Genomic DNA, 16,677 nt, shown 5'->3' with positions numbered 1-16,677 from the left:
TCCTCGTCACATGATCAAGGCCCGCAGGCGGCCTGCGGCATCGGCTCCAGCCGGTAGACCTTGTCGTCGGAGCTGGTGTCGCCTTCCGCCGCCTTCGAGCACAGATCGACGATCGGCAGGCCGCTGTTTGGGTTGGCCAGCATCATCGTGCCGTTGGCGCCGCGGCGGCGGAAAATCTCCTTTTGCGCGATATCGCAGGAGACACCACCCGTCTTCGCGCTCGCCGCGCAGCGCCACTGGTCGCCCTCGCCCTGGCAGTTATAGACCTGCGTGACCTTGGCCGATTTCTGCCGCGTGGTAACCGAAACGGCGATGTCTGCGCCGCTCGGCCAATTGGCGAGGTCGCCGCCCTTGGCGAAGGATGCCAGCTCGACCGGTCCGCGGAAAACCCGGATCGTCTGGGTCAGCTGATCGGGATGCGAGCCGAGATGCGCGGCATCATAGTCACGCCCGTAGCAGAAGGCCTGGTCCGGCTTCAGCCGCTCGCGCAATGGCGGGCCAAGTGCCGGATCGATCGGGTCGATGCGGGCGAACTCCGCCTTGCAGGTCGCGGCCGGCATCGGATCGAGCCTGAAGCCGTTGTCGTCCTTGCCCAGCGCCTGCCGTTCGTACTCCGCCTTGCCGAGCTCGTCTTCCGATCCGGCGTCGAGATAGAGGTCGGGCTGCACGTCCGAGACGATCAGCCGGCCCTTGTCGTCGACCTTCAGCGAAGCCATGGTGCGATCGCAGTCCATGCCGCAGCGGATCGGGCCGGTCTTGCCGTCCTCCGACTCATGACTGCACCAGCCGCCGAGCCATTCCGGCGCCTCGGCGCCGCGTACCGTCGTCGCCATGAAGCCATTGTAGGAGGAATCGATGCCGGTGCTTGGCTCCTCGTTTGGCCGGCTGACCGGATCGCGGCCGGAATAGAAGAAGATGCGCGCCACCTTCTGGTGCGGATGCGACTTGAGATGCGCGGCGTCGTAGACGCGGCCGAAACAGGCGTCCTTGCCGTCGGGGCTGAGCTCGGTGAGTTTGAGCGTGTCGTCGGCGAAAGCAGTGCCGGCGACGGCGGCAAGCAAGGCAACCCCAAGCCCGGCGCCCACAATGGTCCCCATTATGGTCCTCGACGTCATGCTACCCCTCCATTGCCCCGACAAGACGTGGCTTCAATTTATGCTAGGATCGAGGCCGAGGCCACGCAATTTGCGCGGGCCGGCTAAATGGGAGATGAAGCCATGCGACGCCGCGATATTTTCCGCGTCGGTCTTGCCGGGGCCGCCGGGCTTTTCGGGCTGCGCCCCACCAAGGCGGCAGCCATTGAAGTCAAGCCCGTCGAAGAGGAAAGGCAAAAGGTCGCCTATCACCTCAGCGATCTCGACAAGGTCAATTTCGTGCTCGGCAACATCAAGAACCACTTCGAAGGTACCGACGGCAAGGTCGACATCGCGCTTGTCGTGCACGGCCCAGCACTTGCTGCCTTCAAGTCGAAGGGCATATCCGCCGCCATTTCCGGGCGTTTCGCCGGCCTTGTCCAGGACGGGCTCAGCCCGCACGCCTGCGCCAATACCATGCACGGCATGGATATCGGCCTGGCCGACCTGCTCGACGGCTTCCATGCAGCCGACAGAGGCGGTGTCGTCAAGCTCGCCGAATTGCAGCGCCAGGGCTACGCCTATCTCAGGCCATAGGCTTTTACGGACTTGAACGCGAGGACTGCGAGGGCCTACGAAGAGCAGGCCGAGTCCCCCGGAGGAATAGACGTGCCAGCCACCACCACCCTTGTCAGCCCCTCTCTGGTCATCCCCGACCTTGCCGGAAAGGCGGTGCTGGTCACCGGCGCGTCGACCGGCATCGGCGCGGCGCTTGCACTTGCCTATGCCGCGCAGAAATGTCGCGTCGCACTGCACTACAATTCGAGCCGGGTGGCTGCCGAAAACTTGGCGGCGACCATTCGCAACGGTGGCGGCGACGTGTTCCTGACCCAGGGCGATTTCTCGATCCCCGCCGATGTCGAGCGCGTCGTCGAGGACAGTGCGCAACATTTCGGCCGGCTCGACGGCCTCGTCAACAATGCCGGCGGCATGCTCGGCCGCGTGCCCTATGCCGAGCAGACCGAGGCGCATTACGACGCGGTGATGGACCTCAACGCGCGTTCCGTGCTGACAGCTTCGCGCAAGGCGATCCCATGGCTGAAGCGGCAGGGCGGCTTCATCGTCAACACCTCCTCGATCGCCGCGCGCAACGGCGCCGGTGGCGGCGCCGGCCTTTACGGCTCCGCCAAGGCCTTCGTCTCCAACGTCACGCGCGGCATGGCCAAGGAGCTGATCGGTTTCAACATCCGCGTCAACGCGGTGGCGCCCGGCACGATCGCGACACCTTTCCACGAGCGCTACTCGACCGACGACCAGATGAAAGGCATGATCGCCACCATCCCGCAGGGCCGCGCCGGCACCGCCGAGGACTGCGTTGGCGCCTATCTGTTCCTCTCCTCCGATCTGTTGAGCGGCTACATCACCGGCCAGGTGATCGAGGTGAATGGCGGCCAGTTGATGCCGTAGACGGCGAACTGCATACTCCTGGTTGCGTAATCTCAACGGAGCAAAGCGAATGTACGGACTGATCGGCAAGATGCGGGCGACGCGCGGCCAGCGCGACGCGGTCATGGAGGTCCTGCTCGCCAGCACCGGCGCCATGCCCGGCTGCCTGAACTACATCATCGCCACCGACCCGGTCGACGCCGACGCGATCTGGGTGACCGAAGTGTGGACCGACGCCGAAAGCCACAAGGCTTCGCTGCAGCTGCCCGAAGTCCAGGCGGCAATCGCCAAGGCACGGCCGATCATCGCCGGCTTCGAGTTCCAGGTGGAAACGCGTCCGGTTGGTGGGTTTGGGTTGCCGGCGGTGAAGGCGGGATAGAGGAGAGGCCGGCGGGACAGCGCCCCCCCTCTGGCCTGCCGGCCATCTCCCCCTCAAGTGGGGAGATTGGCAGCTTCGCCGACAGCTCTCTTTTTGGAGATTGGCGAAGGCCGACGTGACATCCAATCTCCCCACTAGAGGGGGAGATGTCCGGCAGGACAGAGGGGGGCGCGAAGGATCGCTACGGATGGCTGGTGCCATTACCACCCAAGCCCTTTTCCCCCGCAAAAAGGTTCGCATTTTTTCGCGACCGGTCTAAGAGCCGATCTATGGATTCTTCCCCGAACCCGCCGGCCATCGAGCATCTGGCGCGGATCCACAAGGGCTGGCAGTGGCCGGTCCTGGTGGTGGTCTCGGTGCTGTTTGCCGGCGCGCTGGAACTCGCCGCCCTTCCCGCCGCGCTCTTGATCGGACCGATGCTGGCGGCCATCGCTGCCGGCACCAACGGCGCCACGGTGCGCGTGCCGCGGGTTCTGTTCGGCTCCGCCCAGGCGGTCGTCGGCTGCCTGGTCGCCAGTTCCATCTCGGCCGATATCTTTCCCGTCTTCTACAAGGAATGGCCGCTGTTCCTCGGCGTCGTGATGGCGACGGTCGCGGCATCCAGCCTGCTTGGCTGGCTGATCAGCCGCTGGCGCATCCTGCCCGGCACCACCGCCGTCTGGGGCTCGTCGCCGGGCGCCGCCACCGCCATGGTGCTGATGGCCGGTGCCTTCGGGGCCGACCAGCGCCTCGTCGCCTTCATGCTCTATCTGCGCGTCATCTGCGTCTCGATGACGGCAGCCCTGGTGGCCAAGCTTTGGGTCGACACCTCAGGCATCGAGGTGCCGGCCATCGTCTGGTTCCCGCCGGTCGATCCGCAAGGCTTGGCCGCGACGTTCGGCGTGGCGCTGGTCGGCGGCCTCGCGGGAAAGCTTTTCCGGCTGCCGTCGCCGTTTTTCCTCGGCACCTTCATTTTCGGCACCGTGATCCATCTCGGGCTCGGCGTGACCATGCAGCTGCCGCCCTGGCTGCTCGCCTTGAGCTATACGATAATCGGCTGGAGCATCGGCCTGAATTTCACCAGGGCCATCTTGCGCCACGCGGCCCGCGCGCTGCCGCAGATCGTCGGCTCGATCATTGCCCTGATCGTCTTTTGCGGCGGCCTCGCCTTCCTGATCAGCCGCCTGCTCGGCATCGATCCGCTGACCGCCTATCTGGCGACCAGCCCCGGCGGCATGGACAGCGTCGCTATCATCGCCGCCGCCGCGCAGCATGTCGACATCTCCTTCGTCATGGCGCTGCAATCGGCACGCTTCCTGATTGTGCTTCTGGTCGGCCCAAGCGTGGCGCGGCTGGTGGCGAGAAGCCTTCGGGAGTAAAGACCAGCCGGGCAGCGCGTCAGCTGATCACCAGGCTGGAGATGCGCTCGCCGTCCAGGGTGAACGCCATGTCGCCCTCGCCGTTGAAGCCGTTGCCTGTGACGGCAATGCGCACGTGATAGCTCTCGCCCGCCGGAGCAACGCGAACGATGCGGAGCCTGGATTGCACGCCGATATTGTCCGACTGGTTCCAGCGCGCAATCTGCTCGCGGCCCCGGAACGACCGGCCCCAGTCGCTCAGGAAGGCGTCGGGCGTGAAACTGTCCAGGAAGGCTTCGCTATCGCCGGCATTGGTGGCTTCGACAAAGCGGCGGATCGGATCGGGTGCGGTCATGTTTCCTCCTGGGAGGTGCCGGAAATAAAAAACCCGCCTCGACGGCGGGTCCTCGGCGCCAATCAGCACCATAGCCAGATTAGTAGCATAGCTGCCGGCACAAAGCAAGAACAAAGTTGCCCCACCCTCAACTTTGAATGTTGGCGAAAACCAAGGCGACATCCAATCTCCCCCTTGCGGGGGGAGATCGGCAGCTTCTGCGACGGCGAGGCTCCCACTTGCCTCGCTTTGCCCGCTCCTGTATGAAATCCGCCATGAGCCCGCGCGCCACCTCTTTTGCGTCCCGCCCGACCGGCATTGCCGGCCAGACCGTTCGCGCGCTTGCCTCCACCCTGCTGCTTCTCGGCCTTATCGGCGATCGCCGGGTTCGCTGAAGGAGCGCCCGGCGGTCGAATTGCCGCTCACGCGCACGCTCCTTGGCCAGTCACAAATTGGCACGTCACATCAAGCGAACGAAATTCTGGTAAAGGCGCCGCTCGCCACCAATCCGCCTGAAGCTGGATCCGCGAGCCGCCGGGAGAAACGACGATGAACGCACGAGAAGATATCCGCCTGAATGTAGAGGAAATCAGCAAGCCTGCGGTAAAGGGCATGCCGGACGCCGCCCGCAAATACCAGCCCTATCCGACCGTCGGCCTTGCCGATCGCACCTGGCCTTCGAGAGTGATCGACAAGGCGCCGATCTGGTGCTCGGTCGACCTGCGCGACGGCAACCAGGCGCTGATCGATCCGATGGGCCAGGAACGCAAGGCGCGCATGTTCGCCCTGCTGCTCGACATGGGCTTCAAGGAGATCGAGATCGGCTTCCCGTCGGCCTCGCAGACCGACTTCGATTTCGCCCGCTGGTGCATCGAACAAGGCAACGTGCCCGCCGACGTCTCGCTGCAGGTGCTGGTGCAGTGCCGGCCGGAACTGATCACCCGCACTTTCGAGGCGCTCAAGGGTGCCACCAACCCGATCGTCCATTTCTACAACTCGACCAGCGAGCTGCAGCGCCGCGTCGTCTTCGAGAAGGACGTCGCCGGCATCAAGCGCATCGCCACCGATGCGGCCAAGATGATCACCGACATGGCGGCGAAGGCCGGCGGCGGCTACCGTTTCGAATATTCGCCGGAGAGCTTTACCGGCACCGAGCTCGACGTGGCGCTGGAGATCTGCAACGCCGTCACCGAGATCGTCACGCCGACGGCTGAAAACAAGCTGATCATCAACCTGCCCTCCACGGTCGAGATGTCGACGCCCAACATCTATGCCGACCGCATCGAATGGATGTGCCGCAATCTCGACAACCGCGAGAACCTGTTGATCTCGCTGCATCCGCACAATGACCGCGGCACCGGCATCGCCACCACCGAGCTCGGCCTGATGGCGGGCGCCGACCGCGTCGAAGGCACGTTGTTCGGCAATGGCGAGCGCACCGGCAATGTCGACATCGTCACGCTGGCGCTCAACATGTACACGCAAGGCGTCGATCCCGGGCTCGACTGCTCCGACATCAACCGCATGAAGGACGTCTACGAATACTCCAACCAGCTGAAGATCCCCGAGCGCCATCCCTATGTTGGCGAGCTCGTCTACACCGCCTTTTCCGGCTCGCACCAGGACGCCATCAACAAGGGCATGAAGGCGCTGCGCAAGGCCAACACGCCGCACTGGGAGGTGCCCTACCTGCCGATCGACCCGGCCGATGTCGGCCGCAGCTACGAAGCCATCATCCGCATCAACTCGCAGTCCGGCAAGGGCGGTATCGCCTATGTGCTGCATGCGGATTACGGCCTCAACCTGCCGCGCAACCTGCAGATCGAGTTCAGCCAGGCTATCCAGGCGATCACCGACGCCGAAGGCAAGGAGGTGCCGGCCAAGCGCATCTACGAGCGTTTTCTCGACACCTATGTCGACCAGCCCGGCGCGCGGCTGAAGTTCCTCGACCACCACACCTACCCCGACACCGAGGTCAAGGGCCGGCGCGTGGTCGAAGCGGTGATCCTCGACAGGGGCAAGGAGGTGACCATATCCGGCACCGGTACTGGCCCGATCGACGGCTTCGTCGATGCGCTGTCGCGCCATGTCGGGGTGCCGATGTCGGTGCTCGATTATTCCGAGCATTCCATGCAGCGCGGCTCGAATGCCTCGGCCATTTCCTATGTCGAGATGGAACATCCGGGCGGCAAGCTGTTCGGCGCCGGCATCAACACCAATATCGTCGCCGCCTCGCTCGAAGCCGTGGTTTCGGCCGCCAACCGCATCGTCGGCCGAAAGGGCGGCTAGCCGAAACTGCCAGGCCCGCGCCATCAGCCCACCGGATATTTATCCGGTGGGTACGCTATCGCACCATAAGCACATGCTTGTAAGGCGGCGCCAGCGCTATATGATCGTACCTCAACCTGTGCCGAATTCGAAGGGATCGACACTTGCAGCATACCACGCCTGCCGCCCCCGCAGTGCGCGAAACGTTGGAGCGATTGCTTGCCAGCGAAACGTTCGGACGATCCGAGCGCGCGCGCAAGCTGCTCCGCTACCTGGTCGAGCGCGAGCAGGCAGGCGAAGCCGATAGGCTCAAGGGCTTCTCTATAGCGATGGACGTCTTCGGCAAGGACGGCGATTTCGATCCGTCGACCGATGCGGTGGTGCGGGTGCAGGCCGGCAGGCTGCGCGAGCTGCTGCAGCAGTACTTCGCCAACGAGGGCGTTGCCGAACCGGTCCGCATCGCCATTCCGCGCGGCGGCTATGTTCCATCCTACGAACTCAATGCCATTCGCTTGCCGGCGGAGGCCGAGGCAGAGAGCAAGCCGCAGCCGGCGACAGAGGAGGCGGCGACGAGCGCCCCGCCCGGATCCTCGGAGGATGCCCGCAACCGGGCACATCCGGCTGCATTGCTGAGCGTTCCAGCGCTCAGCCCCGCTGCACCGTCGCTGCAGCGCCATTTGCAGTTCTTCTGGCTGGCGATCGCGCTGGTCATCCTCATGCTGGGTGTGCTGATCCTTCGCCAGGGCAGCGTGGTGTTGCTGACCGGCGGCGACACGGCGGTCGAGACCGCGGTGGCGACCGGCAGCATAGCGGCGCCTCCGGTTGAAACCCTCCCCCAGGTTTACATTGCCATCAAGGCCGACAGCGACGTGGCTCGCGGTGTCGCTGCATCACTGCGCGCCGGCCTTAGCGGCTTCGATACCATCAACTTCATCGGTCGTGATGCCGACAGCCCGCCCGATCCACTTACCGACGCCGCCAGCTTCGTGTTCGATGTCCTGCCCGGGCCGCGCAGCGGCGACATTATGCTCGAGCTGCAGAGCGTGGCGACCGGCCGCGTGCTGCTGTCACGCAACCTGACCGCCGGCGACAGCGCAAACACCGCTATCGAGGACCAAATCTCCGGCATTTTGAGCTCGGCTCTTCCCGCCTCGGGCACGATCTACAATTACATCGAGCAGAGCGGCATCCAGACCGGGCTGACGGCGTGTCTGGTGCTCAACGGCAAATATTATCTCGACCAGAACGCGCAGACGCACGAAGCCGCCTACCGCTGCCTCGAAGATCTTGCCAACCGGGAGGCGAAGTCGTCGCTCGTCTATTCGGAACTCGCGTCCTTGCATCTGGAGGCGGTCACCGACCATTATCCCTACCCCGCCGACGCGACGATGGAAAAGGCGATGATGTTTGCCCATCGCGCCATCCAGATGGGCCCCACCAGCCCCTATGCGCACCGCGCCCTTGGTTATCTCAATTCGCGCATCGGCAATTCCGAGGAATCGATCCGCTGGATGCGCAAGGCCTACGAACTCAATCCTTACGATCTCGCAATGGCCGCCGCCTATGGCTACGGGCTCGTTTTCGCCGGCAGGTACAGCGAGGGCACCCCGATCCTTGCTCACGCGGTGGATATCGCCAGCGCCCATCCGACATGGTGGGATTACGGGCTGTTCGCAGGAGAGTTCATGATGGGCGACATGAACAAGGCGACGCTTGCCAGCGACGGCTTGCGAACGACGGAAATGAAATCGCATTATCTGGCGGCGCGGCTGATCGGTGCCAACGCTGCCGGCCGCGAAAAGTTGGCAAGCAGGCTGCTGCAGGAACTGACGACCAAATTCCCGAAATTCGCAGCCGATCCGCGTGCAACGTTCGTCGAGCGAAGATATCCCGCCGATCTGACCAACCGGCTGGTAGAGGCCCTGCGCGCCGCCGGGCTTGGCGGTGCCAGCTGACGTCTTCCGGCGCGCGAACGACGTCAGCTGATCGCGAAAATTTTACTGGCCATCCGCACGGCCAAAGCGCAATTCAGACACGATTGAACCGGCCCAAACCCATCGCGGCATAAAGACCAACCGCGGCACAAAGACTGATCCCCCCGGCATCCGGACTGATCCCGGCACAAACCCATTAAGTTTGCATGACCCGATCCCTTTACGCTGCCGAACGGGGCACCGGCCCGACGACGATTGTCTTCCTGCATGGCTTCGGTGGCTGCCACGACGACTGGCGCGATGTGGTCGCGTCCCTGGCGCCCGGCGCGCGGACCTTGGCCTATGATCTGCCGGCTCACGGGCTGTCGCTCGATTTTCCGGACGGCGGTCCGGCCAGGATCGCAGCCAGTGCCGTCCTTGCGGACCTTTCCGCACGCGGGATAAAGCGGGCCCATCTCGTCGGCCATTCGATGGGCGGCGCCGTGGCCGCCCTGATGGCATTGAGCGAGCCCGAAAGAATGGCCTCGCTGACGCTGTTGGCACCGGGCGGTCTTGGTCCTGAGATCAATGGCCCGCTGCTGCGCCGCTACGCCGCCGCTGCCGGCACCGACGAAATCCGCGCCTGCCTTGCCGCCATGTCGGGACCGCAAAGCCACCCCCCGCAGCACCGGGTCGATCTCCTCAACGAGATGCGCCAGCGTCCCGGCCAGTTGGGGACACTTGTCGAGCTCGCAGCTGCAATGACCAGGGATGATCGGCAAGGTGTCATCCCGAGCGAGCGGCTTGAAACGCTGAACATGCCGGTGATGGTGGTTTGGGGGACGGACGACGCGGTGCTGCCTGTCAGCCAAGCGGACGGCCTGCCGAAGCGTTTTCATCTGCACCACGTGCTGGAAGCCGGCCATATGCTGGTCGAGGAAGCGCCCGGCCTGATCGCCGAGGCCATCCGTCGCAATATGCGACGCCGCAGCAGGCGGCTTCGTCCGGGATTCGCCGCTGCGGCGAGCTGATCGGTCTTCGCACAGGCACGGCGGCGGCGCTGGTGCTGCTCCAGCGAACCCTTGCCCACCCATCGATCTCGCAAGTGCATTTTGCCGGCGGCTGTGTTAATTCGGTGTTAACCAAACCCGCGAGGCAACGCCGATGAAGGATGCAGGCGAGAACATCACCCAGATCGATCAGTCGCGAAAACTGTCCGATGCCATTCGCGACGTCAAGAACGCCTTCGCCGACCGCGACGACGTCGTCATCGACATGCGCGAAGCGCATCGCATGCGGCTCGATTTGCTTGCCGCCGAACTCGCCCCGGTGTTCGGCGACGTACCCACCGACATGGACAGTTTCGACTTCGCCGTCTCGTCCGGCCTGCAGCCAAGGCTGTGGATCGACGCCGTCAGCCATGTCGCCATGGGACGCGACCGCCGCACCTACCGCTTTCTCAAGGACACGCGCATCGGCCGCGTCGTGCTCGCCGAGTCGACCGAGATGAAGGTCGTTGCCGATCAGGTGACGCGCTATGTCGCCGAGCGCGTCGTCGAACGCCAAAGGATGATGGAAGGCGGCATCGAGCAGGCCGTCGCCGGCCTGAAACGCGCCCTAGTGGTGGAAGCCGAGCCGCCGCTGCATGTCCCTGCGCGCAGCAACGGCTGGTCGGCCTTCTTCTCGGGCCTGGGCCTGATCGCCGCCGGCGCCCTGGTCGGCCTGGCGATTTCGCTCGTGCTGTTCTGGGACCGTATTGTCGCAATGAAAATCAGCTTCTAGAGCCGTTCAGCGTTTCACGGAAACGCTGAACCGCTCTATCTCTTTGTTTTGACGCAATTCCGGACGGAAAACCGTTTCACACTTTTCCTGGAATTGCTCCAGCCATCGACGCCTCGGCTTCGACGCCAAGCTCCATTGTCTGCAGGTCGCTGGGCGGCAATGCCGGCCCGGTCAGGCCGCGGCGCGTCAGCCTGATCCGCCAATTGTCCTTTTCACCGTCGATGTCGAGCAGATTATATTGCGCCGGTGCATGCGAACTGCCGGGGGCCTGCCCGGCGGCGGCGACCCCGACCACCGGGATTTTGGCCTTGCGGGCGCCGATGAAGAAGAGCGACGGCACATGCGAATGGCCGTGCAGCACAAGCTCGGCGCCGTGCCGGTGAAGAACCTTGTGGAAGCGCGAGATGCCAAACAGCCGCTTGTTCTGCGAAACGGCGCCGCGCACCGGCGGGTGGTGGATCATGATCACCCGGAACAGGCCGCGCTTGCCTGTGGCGTCGAGCATGTCGCGCAGCCTTTCCGCCTGGCCTTCCAGAAAGAAGCCGTTGGCCATGAACGGAGCCGTGGCGCGCGCCGTGGAGACGCCGATCAGCGCAGCATCGCCGCGCACGCGCAGATAGGGAAAGGTGTTGCGGTCGACCGGCGTATTGACGCCGTCGCCGGTCATCCATGCTGCCCAGGACCGGCAGGTCTTGTCGAAGGCGCCCGGCACATAGGCATCATGATTTCCTGGCACGACCGACACGTCATTCGGCGAGCCCAGCGTCTCCAGCCAGTGCTTGGCCATCTCGATCTCTCCGTCGAGCGCCAGATTGACCAGGTCACCGGTGATGGCGAGATGGTCCGGCCCGCTGGCCTTCATGTCGGCGACGATCGTGTCGATGACGGCGTCGTGCATGTGGCGGCGGCGGTTACGCTGCCAATTGACGTAACCGACCACGCGCTTGGAGGCGAGATCGCGATAGGTTACATCGGGAAGCGGCCCCAGATGGACATCGGAAATATGCGCGAGCCTGAACATCTTTTCTTCATAGGCGAGGCGCGCGCGGCTTTCCACTCACGGTTTCGCGGACGATGACGCCGGATCCGGAGCAAGCCCTGCGCCAGACCGGCTGGCCAGGCTTCAGGGCAAGGCTGTTTCACCTGTACTTCGTACTGCGGCGGCCGATGACGCTCGGCGTGCGCGGCTTGATCCACGACCGCCCCTCCAATTCCATCTTCCTCATCCGCCACACCTATGTCCCTGGCTGGCACCTGCCCGGCGGTGGCGTCGAGTTGGGCGAGACGATGATCGAAGCGCTGACGCGCGAAGTCTTCGAGGAAGGCAACATCGCGCTGACCGGACCGCCGGTGCTGAAGTCCCTGCATTTCAACCGCCGCGCCAGCCGCCGCGATCATGTCGGTCTCTATCTGGTCGAGGAGTTCGACCAGCCAGCACCCAAGCTGCCCGACCGCGAGATCGCCGAAGCCGGCTTCTTTCCGCTCGACCGCTTGCCGGAAGGCACGACACCGGCGACGCTGCGGCGGATTGCCGAAGTTTTTGAGGGGAATTCGGCATCGCCTTACTGGTAGATCATCTCTCCAACAGCTTTGGCTGCTTCGGTTTAGGCCGGCAACATCCATTGTTCTCCGAGAGAACTATATATATTAGGCGATAAGAGAAAAATGAAACATAGCCAAAACGACAGGTTTAGAATCGTACTATATATCTCACTTTACACGGTAATTACTGTGACAACAATTCTTGCTACAGCCTTAATTTCGACAATGGTCCTTGGGATAGATCCATCAAGGTTGGAAAAAAGTGGAAGAGGCATCCAGTTCGCAATACAACTTTTTGCGGCATTCGTGACATATTTTGTTTTTATAAAGCGACATGCTCGGCTTTTTACTCGCACTGAATTCTGGAAAATGGTCGGCTTCTCAAGCCTGATAGAAATGGGTTTGGGAATGGCCGTGCTTCTGCTGTCGGGATCGTTTCGCGCAATCCCGCTCCAGATGTCGGTCCAGATCGTCATGATCGGCGGCATCGTGGCGTTCCTGGCAACGTCGCTCGGCTACTCCAATCGATTTGGAAATACCACATTGAAAGCTGATCTCGTCAGAAGGGCAAAGATGGACTCAGAAACCTTCCGCTAGGGCGCCGGTCTCACGCCGCCTTCCTGAACCTGTCGCGGTCGTGCAGCGCGCCATAGTCGAGCTCAGGCCCGACCGGCACGATGCGTGTCGGGTTGATGGTCTCGTGGCTGCCGTAATAGTGCGACTTGATGTGGTGCAAATTCACCGTGCCGGCGACGCCTGGCACCTGGTGGAGGTCGCGCAGATAATTCGACAGGTTCGGATAGTCGGCGATGCGGCGCAGATTGCACTTGAAATGGCCGACATAGACCGGGTCGAAGCGGACCAGTGTCGTGAACAGCCGCCAATCCGCCTCGGTGATGCGGCCGCCGACGAGATAGCGCTGCCTTGACAGACGGTCCTCCAGCATGTCGAGCGTCGAGAACAATTCGCCGAACGCCTCCTCGTAGGCTGCCTGCGTGGTGGCGAAGCCGGCACGGTAAACGCCGTTGTTGACCGCGGGATAGACCAGCGCATTGACCGCATCGATCTCGCCGCGCAACGGTTGCGGATAGAAATCGAGCTTGGCATCGCCCCATTCGTCGAAGGCCGAATTGAGCATGCGGATAATCTCGGAGGATTCGTTGGAAACGATGGTCTGCTCGCGTTTGTCCCACAGCACGGGAACGGTGACCCGGCCCGAATAGCCGGGATCGGCCCTGGTGTAGATCTGGTGCAGGAAATCGAGGCCGTAGAGCGTGTCGCCGGTGGCGCCGTCCTCGGCCAGGAACGTCCAGCCGTCGGTTCCCATGAAATGATGGACGACCGCGACGGAAATCACGTCCTCGAGTTTTTTGAGCACGCGAAAGATCAACGTCCGATGCGCCCACGGGCAGGCGAGCGAGACATAGAGGTGGTAGCGGCCGGGCTCGGCCTTGAAGCCACGTTTTCGCCCTTCGGCCGGGAAGCCGTGGCGGGTCACCCAGTCGCGCCACTGCGACCGCGCCCGCACGAATTTGCCGCCGCTCTCCCCGGTATCGTACCAGCGGTCCTGCCATTGGCCTTCGACTAGCAATCCCATGAAATGTCCTTTCGCGTTCCTGCCTGATGTAGGGCATGAAATGGACCTGCCGAAATCGCCAGCGCTGAACAGATCGTCAACAGCTGCGTCGTCGAGCGCAACCGGCCGATTGCGGCGGCTGAAAATTGGTGCTAGCGGACAATCCGCATGTTCGACTTTGCCCTAATCCGGTTCGACCGACGACGAAAGAGCGCCCGCGCTTGATGAAGCGCTGACTGGCGAACGCTGCCGCTTGCAGCAAACCTTTCCTCGCATACCGGAACGCAAAGACCATGAGCCTTGCCGACGTGAAATACCTGCCGGAAACTCCGGCGCATGATCCTGAAATCGAAGCCATCAATGACGAAGCCTTCGGGCCGGGCCGTTTCGTGCTTGCTGCCTACGGGATCCGCCAAGGTGGCCCGCATGAACGGGCTTTGTCCTTCGTGGCCGTCGACGGCGCAACCGTCGTCGCCTCGGTACGGATGACACGCATCGCCGCGGGCGCCGGCCGCGCGCTGATGCTCGGGCCGCTCGCCGTGCAGCCGGCCTTCAAGAACCTCGGCATCGGCCGCCGGCTGGTGGCAATCGCGCTGGAAGCCGCCGCCAGCGCCGGCGCGCCGGCCGTGATGCTGGTCGGCGACGAACCCTATTACGGCCCGCTCGGCTTCAAGAGGCTGCCGCGTGGGCAGATCTCGATGCCGCGTCCGGTCGACCCCGACCGGCTTTTGGCGCACGAGATCGTGCCGGGCGCAGTGGCAAGGCTGGTGGGCGAGGTTTGCCACGCCGACCAGGCAAGGATTGGCGGGCACATCGTGGCGATGGCGTGACCATGCCGGTGCTGTCGCACGGTGGCTTGGCAGCATAGTCTGGGCACGGAGGAGGATGTCGAGATGAACCCGAACGGCCAGATTGCGATCGTCACCGGTGGCGGCTCCGGCCTTGGCGAGGCGACGGCGCGCGCACTTGCCGCCGGCGGCGCCAGGGTTGCCGTCCTCGATCTCGGCATCGAGCGGGCGGCCAAGGTGGCGGCCGACATCGGCGGCATCGCCGTCCGATGCGATGTGAGCGACGCGCAAAGCGGTGCCGCTGCTGTCGCGGAAGTGGCTGAGACGCTCGGCGAGCCGCGCATCCTGGTCAATTGCGCCGGCATCGTTATCGGCATGAAGACGATCGGCAAGGACGGACCACATCCGCTCGACCAATACCGCAAGGTGATCGAGGTCAATCTGATCGGCACCTTCAACATGATCCGCCTGGTTGCCGACCGGACCGCGAAGCTCGAGCCGCTGCAGGGCGGCGAGCGCGGCGTCATCGTCAACACCGCATCGGTCGCCGCCTATGACGGCCAGATCGGCCAGGCGGCCTATTCGGCATCCAAAAGCGGCGTCGTCGGCATGACGCTGCCGGTGGCGCGCGATCTCGCCCGCTCCGGCATTCGCGTCTGCACCATCGCGCCCGGCATCTTCAGGACGCCGATGATGGCCGGCATGCCGCAGGAGGTGCAGGATTCGCTCGGTGCGGCAGTGCCCTTCCCTTCCCGTTTGGGCGAGCCTTCGGAATATGCCGCACTTGCCTTGCACATCATCGAGAACCAGATGCTCAACGGCGAGACCATTCGCCTCGATGGGGCCATCCGCATGGCGCCGAAGTAAACGCGACGGTGGTGCTTTGGACGAACCCAGGAAAGACGTGATCCGCGCGACCGACGCCGAGGCGATCAGGCTGGCAAAGACGCTGATCCGCAGCGCCCGTTTCGGCGCGCTGGCAGTGCTCGAGCCAGGAACCGGTTCGCCGCTGGCCAGCAGGGTCGGTGTCGCCACCGACATCGACGGCACGCCATTGATCCTGGTGTCGATGCTGTCCGCCCATACCGGCGCTATCCTTGCCGACCCGCGCTGCTCGCTGCTCGTCGGCGAACCCGGCAAGGGCGATCCGCTGGCGCATCCGCGATTGACGCTCGTCTGCCGCGCCGTACGGCTCGAACGCGGATCGAACGAACACGCCCGCGCCGAGCGGCGCTACCTCAACCGCAATCCCAAGGCGAAGCTCTATGCCGGGCTCGGCGACTTCTCGATCTTCCGGCTCGAACCGGAGCGCGCCAGCCTGAACGGCGGCTTCGGCAAGGCCTATCTGCTCGAACGCGCCGATCTGGTCGCGACGGGAGCAATCGTTGAAGAGCTTGCCGCCGGCGAGCAATCGGCACTCGACCACATGAACGCCGACCATCTCGATGCGATTGCCCTCTACGCAAGTCATTTCGGCGGGGCCGAGCGCGACGGCTGGATCGTCACCGGCTTCGACGCCGACGGGATGGATCTCGTATCCGGCGACAATGTCTGCCGGGTCTTTTTTCCCAATCCGCTGCAGGCGGCACGCGACCTCAGGCCTGTCCTGGTCGACATGGCAAAGGCTGCCCGATCGGCAAATTGATCACAGCCGCACAGTTAATCGGCTTGCATGGAAAGCAAGCCTTGAGATTTGAGCGAAATGTTCTACCTTTGCGAGTGACGCTGAATCGCTGGCGTGCATCTATAGGGAAAGTCTATGGAATCCGACGCTATTGCCCCCATAGCGGCGGATGAGCAGGAAGGCATGGGGGATCTATGGTCTCGAACAAGCTAGTCGCCAACGCCGGAGCCGCGGCCGCGTTTCTGACGCTGATGGGCAACGAAAAACGTTTGTTGATCATGAGCTATCTGGCCGAGGGCGAAATGTCGGTCGGCGCCATAGCCGAGAAAGTGTCGCTCAGCCAATCCGCTTTGTCGCAGCATCTGGCCAAGCTCAGGGCTTCCGACCTTGTCGAGACCCGTCGCGACCGGCAAATGATCTATTATTCCTGCAAATCCGGCGCGGTACGCGAACTGCTGCACATGCTGGACGGCATTTTCGGCGAAGGTGAACTGTCGCAGATGGCTCACCGGCTGCGTCGCGCCGGGACCTGATTGGCCGGGGCGGAGAACGCCCCGCCAAGTCCGTTTGGTCGCCAAGTCCGTTTGGCCGGCAAGTCCGTTTGGCCGGCAAGTC

Annotated in this window: 18 protein-coding genes; 14 read left to right on the top strand and 4 right to left on the bottom strand. The window is 63.7% G+C overall.

Going from position 1 to position 16,677, the window contains the following annotated elements; translation table 11 throughout:
* Positions 1–14: 14 nt before the first annotated feature.
* A complete protein-coding gene (locus tag NKJ93_RS24820) occupies positions 15–1,115 on the bottom strand; it encodes a hypothetical protein (protein ID WP_352591694.1) in 1,101 nt (366 codons plus the stop codon).
* A 102-nt stretch (positions 1,116–1,217) separates the two neighbouring features.
* Between NKJ93_RS24820 and NKJ93_RS24815 the strand changes: the two genes are divergently transcribed.
* From NKJ93_RS24815 to NKJ93_RS24800, 4 genes are all read left to right on the top strand, one after another.
* Positions 1,218–1,670 (top strand): DsrE family protein, encoded by a 453-nt coding sequence (locus NKJ93_RS24815; protein ID WP_023719252.1) that lies wholly within the window; start codon positions 1,218–1,220, stop codon positions 1,668–1,670.
* A gap of 72 nt (positions 1,671–1,742) precedes the next feature.
* Entirely contained in the window at positions 1,743–2,540 is a 798-nt protein-coding gene (locus NKJ93_RS24810) for an SDR family NAD(P)-dependent oxidoreductase (RefSeq protein WP_023719253.1), read from the top strand.
* A 49-nt stretch (positions 2,541–2,589) separates the two neighbouring features.
* A complete protein-coding gene (locus tag NKJ93_RS24805; RefSeq protein ID WP_023719254.1) occupies positions 2,590–2,898 on the top strand; it encodes a putative quinol monooxygenase in 309 nt (102 codons plus the stop codon).
* Positions 2,899–3,167: 269 nt separating this feature from the next.
* On the top strand, positions 3,168–4,256 hold the full coding sequence (locus tag NKJ93_RS24800; protein WP_023719255.1) for an AbrB family transcriptional regulator: 1,089 nt from the start codon (positions 3,168–3,170) through the stop codon (positions 4,254–4,256).
* Positions 4,257–4,275: 19 nt separating this feature from the next.
* Here NKJ93_RS24800 and NKJ93_RS24795 read toward each other — a convergent pair whose 3' ends face one another.
* Positions 4,276–4,590, bottom strand: a complete 315-nt coding sequence (locus NKJ93_RS24795) for a nuclear transport factor 2 family protein (RefSeq protein WP_023719256.1) — start codon at positions 4,588–4,590, stop codon at positions 4,276–4,278.
* A gap of 528 nt (positions 4,591–5,118) precedes the next feature.
* On the opposite strand from NKJ93_RS24795, the gene leuA reads away from it, so the two are divergent.
* The 4 genes from leuA (at position 5,119) to NKJ93_RS24775 (ending at position 10,532) form a co-directional block, all read left to right on the top strand.
* Positions 5,119–6,858: a 2-isopropylmalate synthase gene (gene leuA, locus NKJ93_RS24790; protein WP_352591692.1), complete on the top strand. Its 1,740-nt coding sequence runs from the start codon at positions 5,119–5,121 to the stop codon at positions 6,856–6,858.
* Between the two features lie 143 nt (positions 6,859–7,001).
* Complete coding sequence (locus NKJ93_RS24785) at positions 7,002–8,792, top strand: tetratricopeptide repeat protein (RefSeq protein ID WP_352591689.1); 1,791 nt, start codon at positions 7,002–7,004, stop codon at positions 8,790–8,792.
* Positions 8,793–8,977: 185 nt separating this feature from the next.
* Positions 8,978–9,781: an alpha/beta fold hydrolase gene (locus NKJ93_RS24780; protein WP_352482044.1), complete on the top strand. Its 804-nt coding sequence runs from the start codon at positions 8,978–8,980 to the stop codon at positions 9,779–9,781.
* A gap of 133 nt (positions 9,782–9,914) precedes the next feature.
* A complete protein-coding gene (locus tag NKJ93_RS24775) occupies positions 9,915–10,532 on the top strand; it encodes a hypothetical protein (protein ID WP_352482042.1) in 618 nt (205 codons plus the stop codon).
* Positions 10,533–10,608: 76 nt separating this feature from the next.
* On the opposite strand, the gene NKJ93_RS24770 is transcribed toward NKJ93_RS24775, so the two are convergent.
* Positions 10,609–11,553, bottom strand: a complete 945-nt coding sequence (locus NKJ93_RS24770; RefSeq protein ID WP_023719261.1) for a metallophosphoesterase family protein — start codon at positions 11,551–11,553, stop codon at positions 10,609–10,611.
* 53 nt (positions 11,554–11,606) lie between these two features.
* Here NKJ93_RS24770 and NKJ93_RS24765 point away from each other — a divergent pair, with 53 nt between their 5' ends.
* Positions 11,607–12,104 (top strand): NUDIX domain-containing protein, encoded by a 498-nt coding sequence (locus NKJ93_RS24765; protein ID WP_023719262.1) that lies wholly within the window; start codon positions 11,607–11,609, stop codon positions 12,102–12,104.
* Positions 12,105–12,197: 93 nt separating this feature from the next.
* Complete coding sequence (locus NKJ93_RS24760; protein ID WP_352591686.1) at positions 12,198–12,671, top strand: ABZJ_00895 family protein; 474 nt, start codon at positions 12,198–12,200, stop codon at positions 12,669–12,671.
* 10 nt (positions 12,672–12,681) lie between these two features.
* On the opposite strand, the gene NKJ93_RS24755 is transcribed toward NKJ93_RS24760, so the two are convergent.
* On the bottom strand, positions 12,682–13,671 hold the full coding sequence (locus NKJ93_RS24755; RefSeq protein ID WP_352494771.1) for a glutathione S-transferase family protein: 990 nt from the start codon (positions 13,669–13,671) through the stop codon (positions 12,682–12,684).
* Positions 13,672–13,943: 272 nt separating this feature from the next.
* Here NKJ93_RS24755 and NKJ93_RS24750 point away from each other — a divergent pair, with 272 nt between their 5' ends.
* The 4 genes from NKJ93_RS24750 to NKJ93_RS24735 all read left to right on the top strand — a co-directional run bounded on the left by NKJ93_RS24750 (position 13,944) and on the right by NKJ93_RS24735 (position 16,595).
* Positions 13,944–14,480: a GNAT family N-acetyltransferase gene (locus NKJ93_RS24750; protein WP_352591683.1), complete on the top strand. Its 537-nt coding sequence runs from the start codon at positions 13,944–13,946 to the stop codon at positions 14,478–14,480.
* Positions 14,481–14,543: 63 nt separating this feature from the next.
* Positions 14,544–15,305: a 3-hydroxyacyl-CoA dehydrogenase gene (locus NKJ93_RS24745; RefSeq protein WP_352591680.1), complete on the top strand. Its 762-nt coding sequence runs from the start codon at positions 14,544–14,546 to the stop codon at positions 15,303–15,305.
* A complete protein-coding gene (locus NKJ93_RS24740) occupies positions 15,277–16,083 on the top strand; it encodes a HugZ family pyridoxamine 5'-phosphate oxidase (protein ID WP_352591677.1) in 807 nt (268 codons plus the stop codon). The genes NKJ93_RS24745 and NKJ93_RS24740 overlap by 29 nt, the downstream gene beginning before the upstream one ends.
* Before the next feature lie 173 nt (positions 16,084–16,256).
* Positions 16,257–16,595: an ArsR/SmtB family transcription factor gene (locus NKJ93_RS24735; RefSeq protein WP_023719268.1), complete on the top strand. Its 339-nt coding sequence runs from the start codon at positions 16,257–16,259 to the stop codon at positions 16,593–16,595.
* Positions 16,596–16,677 lie beyond the last annotated feature (82 nt).

It is taken from the genome of Mesorhizobium sp. M0028 (assembly GCF_040323855.1).
Taxonomy (GTDB): Bacteria; Pseudomonadota; Alphaproteobacteria; order Rhizobiales; family Rhizobiaceae; genus Mesorhizobium.
Note: the sequence above shows the minus strand (reverse complement) of the source record. Positions and strands in the feature narration are given on the sequence as shown.

What these genes read in the sequence shown, in the direction of transcription:
- NKJ93_RS24795 (WP_023719256.1), bottom strand. Translation starts at nt 4,590, where the DNA reads ATGACCGCACCCGATCCGATCCGCCGCTTTGTCGAAGCCACCAATGCC.
- NKJ93_RS24740 (WP_352591677.1), top strand. Translation starts at nt 15,277, where the DNA reads ATGGGGCCATCCGCATGGCGCCGAAGTAAACGCGACGGTGGTGCTTTG.
- NKJ93_RS24820 (WP_352591694.1), bottom strand. Translation starts at nt 1,115, where the DNA reads ATGACGTCGAGGACCATAATGGGGACCATTGTGGGCGCCGGGCTTGGG.
- NKJ93_RS24755 (WP_352494771.1), bottom strand. Translation starts at nt 13,671, where the DNA reads ATGGGATTGCTAGTCGAAGGCCAATGGCAGGACCGCTGGTACGATACC.
- NKJ93_RS24805 (WP_023719254.1), top strand. Translation starts at nt 2,590, where the DNA reads ATGTACGGACTGATCGGCAAGATGCGGGCGACGCGCGGCCAGCGCGAC.
- NKJ93_RS24815 (WP_023719252.1), top strand. Translation starts at nt 1,218, where the DNA reads ATGCGACGCCGCGATATTTTCCGCGTCGGTCTTGCCGGGGCCGCCGGG.
- NKJ93_RS24770 (WP_023719261.1), bottom strand. Translation starts at nt 11,553, where the DNA reads ATGTTCAGGCTCGCGCATATTTCCGATGTCCATCTGGGGCCGCTTCCC.
- NKJ93_RS24765 (WP_023719262.1), top strand. Translation starts at nt 11,607, where the DNA reads ATGACGCCGGATCCGGAGCAAGCCCTGCGCCAGACCGGCTGGCCAGGC.
- NKJ93_RS24775 (WP_352482042.1), top strand. Translation starts at nt 9,915, where the DNA reads ATGAAGGATGCAGGCGAGAACATCACCCAGATCGATCAGTCGCGAAAA.
- NKJ93_RS24735 (WP_023719268.1), top strand. Translation starts at nt 16,257, where the DNA reads ATGGTCTCGAACAAGCTAGTCGCCAACGCCGGAGCCGCGGCCGCGTTT.
- NKJ93_RS24800 (WP_023719255.1), top strand. Translation starts at nt 3,168, where the DNA reads ATGGATTCTTCCCCGAACCCGCCGGCCATCGAGCATCTGGCGCGGATC.
- NKJ93_RS24745 (WP_352591680.1), top strand. Translation starts at nt 14,544, where the DNA reads ATGAACCCGAACGGCCAGATTGCGATCGTCACCGGTGGCGGCTCCGGC.
- NKJ93_RS24780 (WP_352482044.1), top strand. Translation starts at nt 8,978, where the DNA reads ATGACCCGATCCCTTTACGCTGCCGAACGGGGCACCGGCCCGACGACG.
- NKJ93_RS24750 (WP_352591683.1), top strand. Translation starts at nt 13,944, where the DNA reads ATGAGCCTTGCCGACGTGAAATACCTGCCGGAAACTCCGGCGCATGAT.
- NKJ93_RS24760 (WP_352591686.1), top strand. Translation starts at nt 12,198, where the DNA reads ATGAAACATAGCCAAAACGACAGGTTTAGAATCGTACTATATATCTCA.
- leuA (WP_352591692.1), top strand. Translation starts at nt 5,119, where the DNA reads ATGAACGCACGAGAAGATATCCGCCTGAATGTAGAGGAAATCAGCAAG.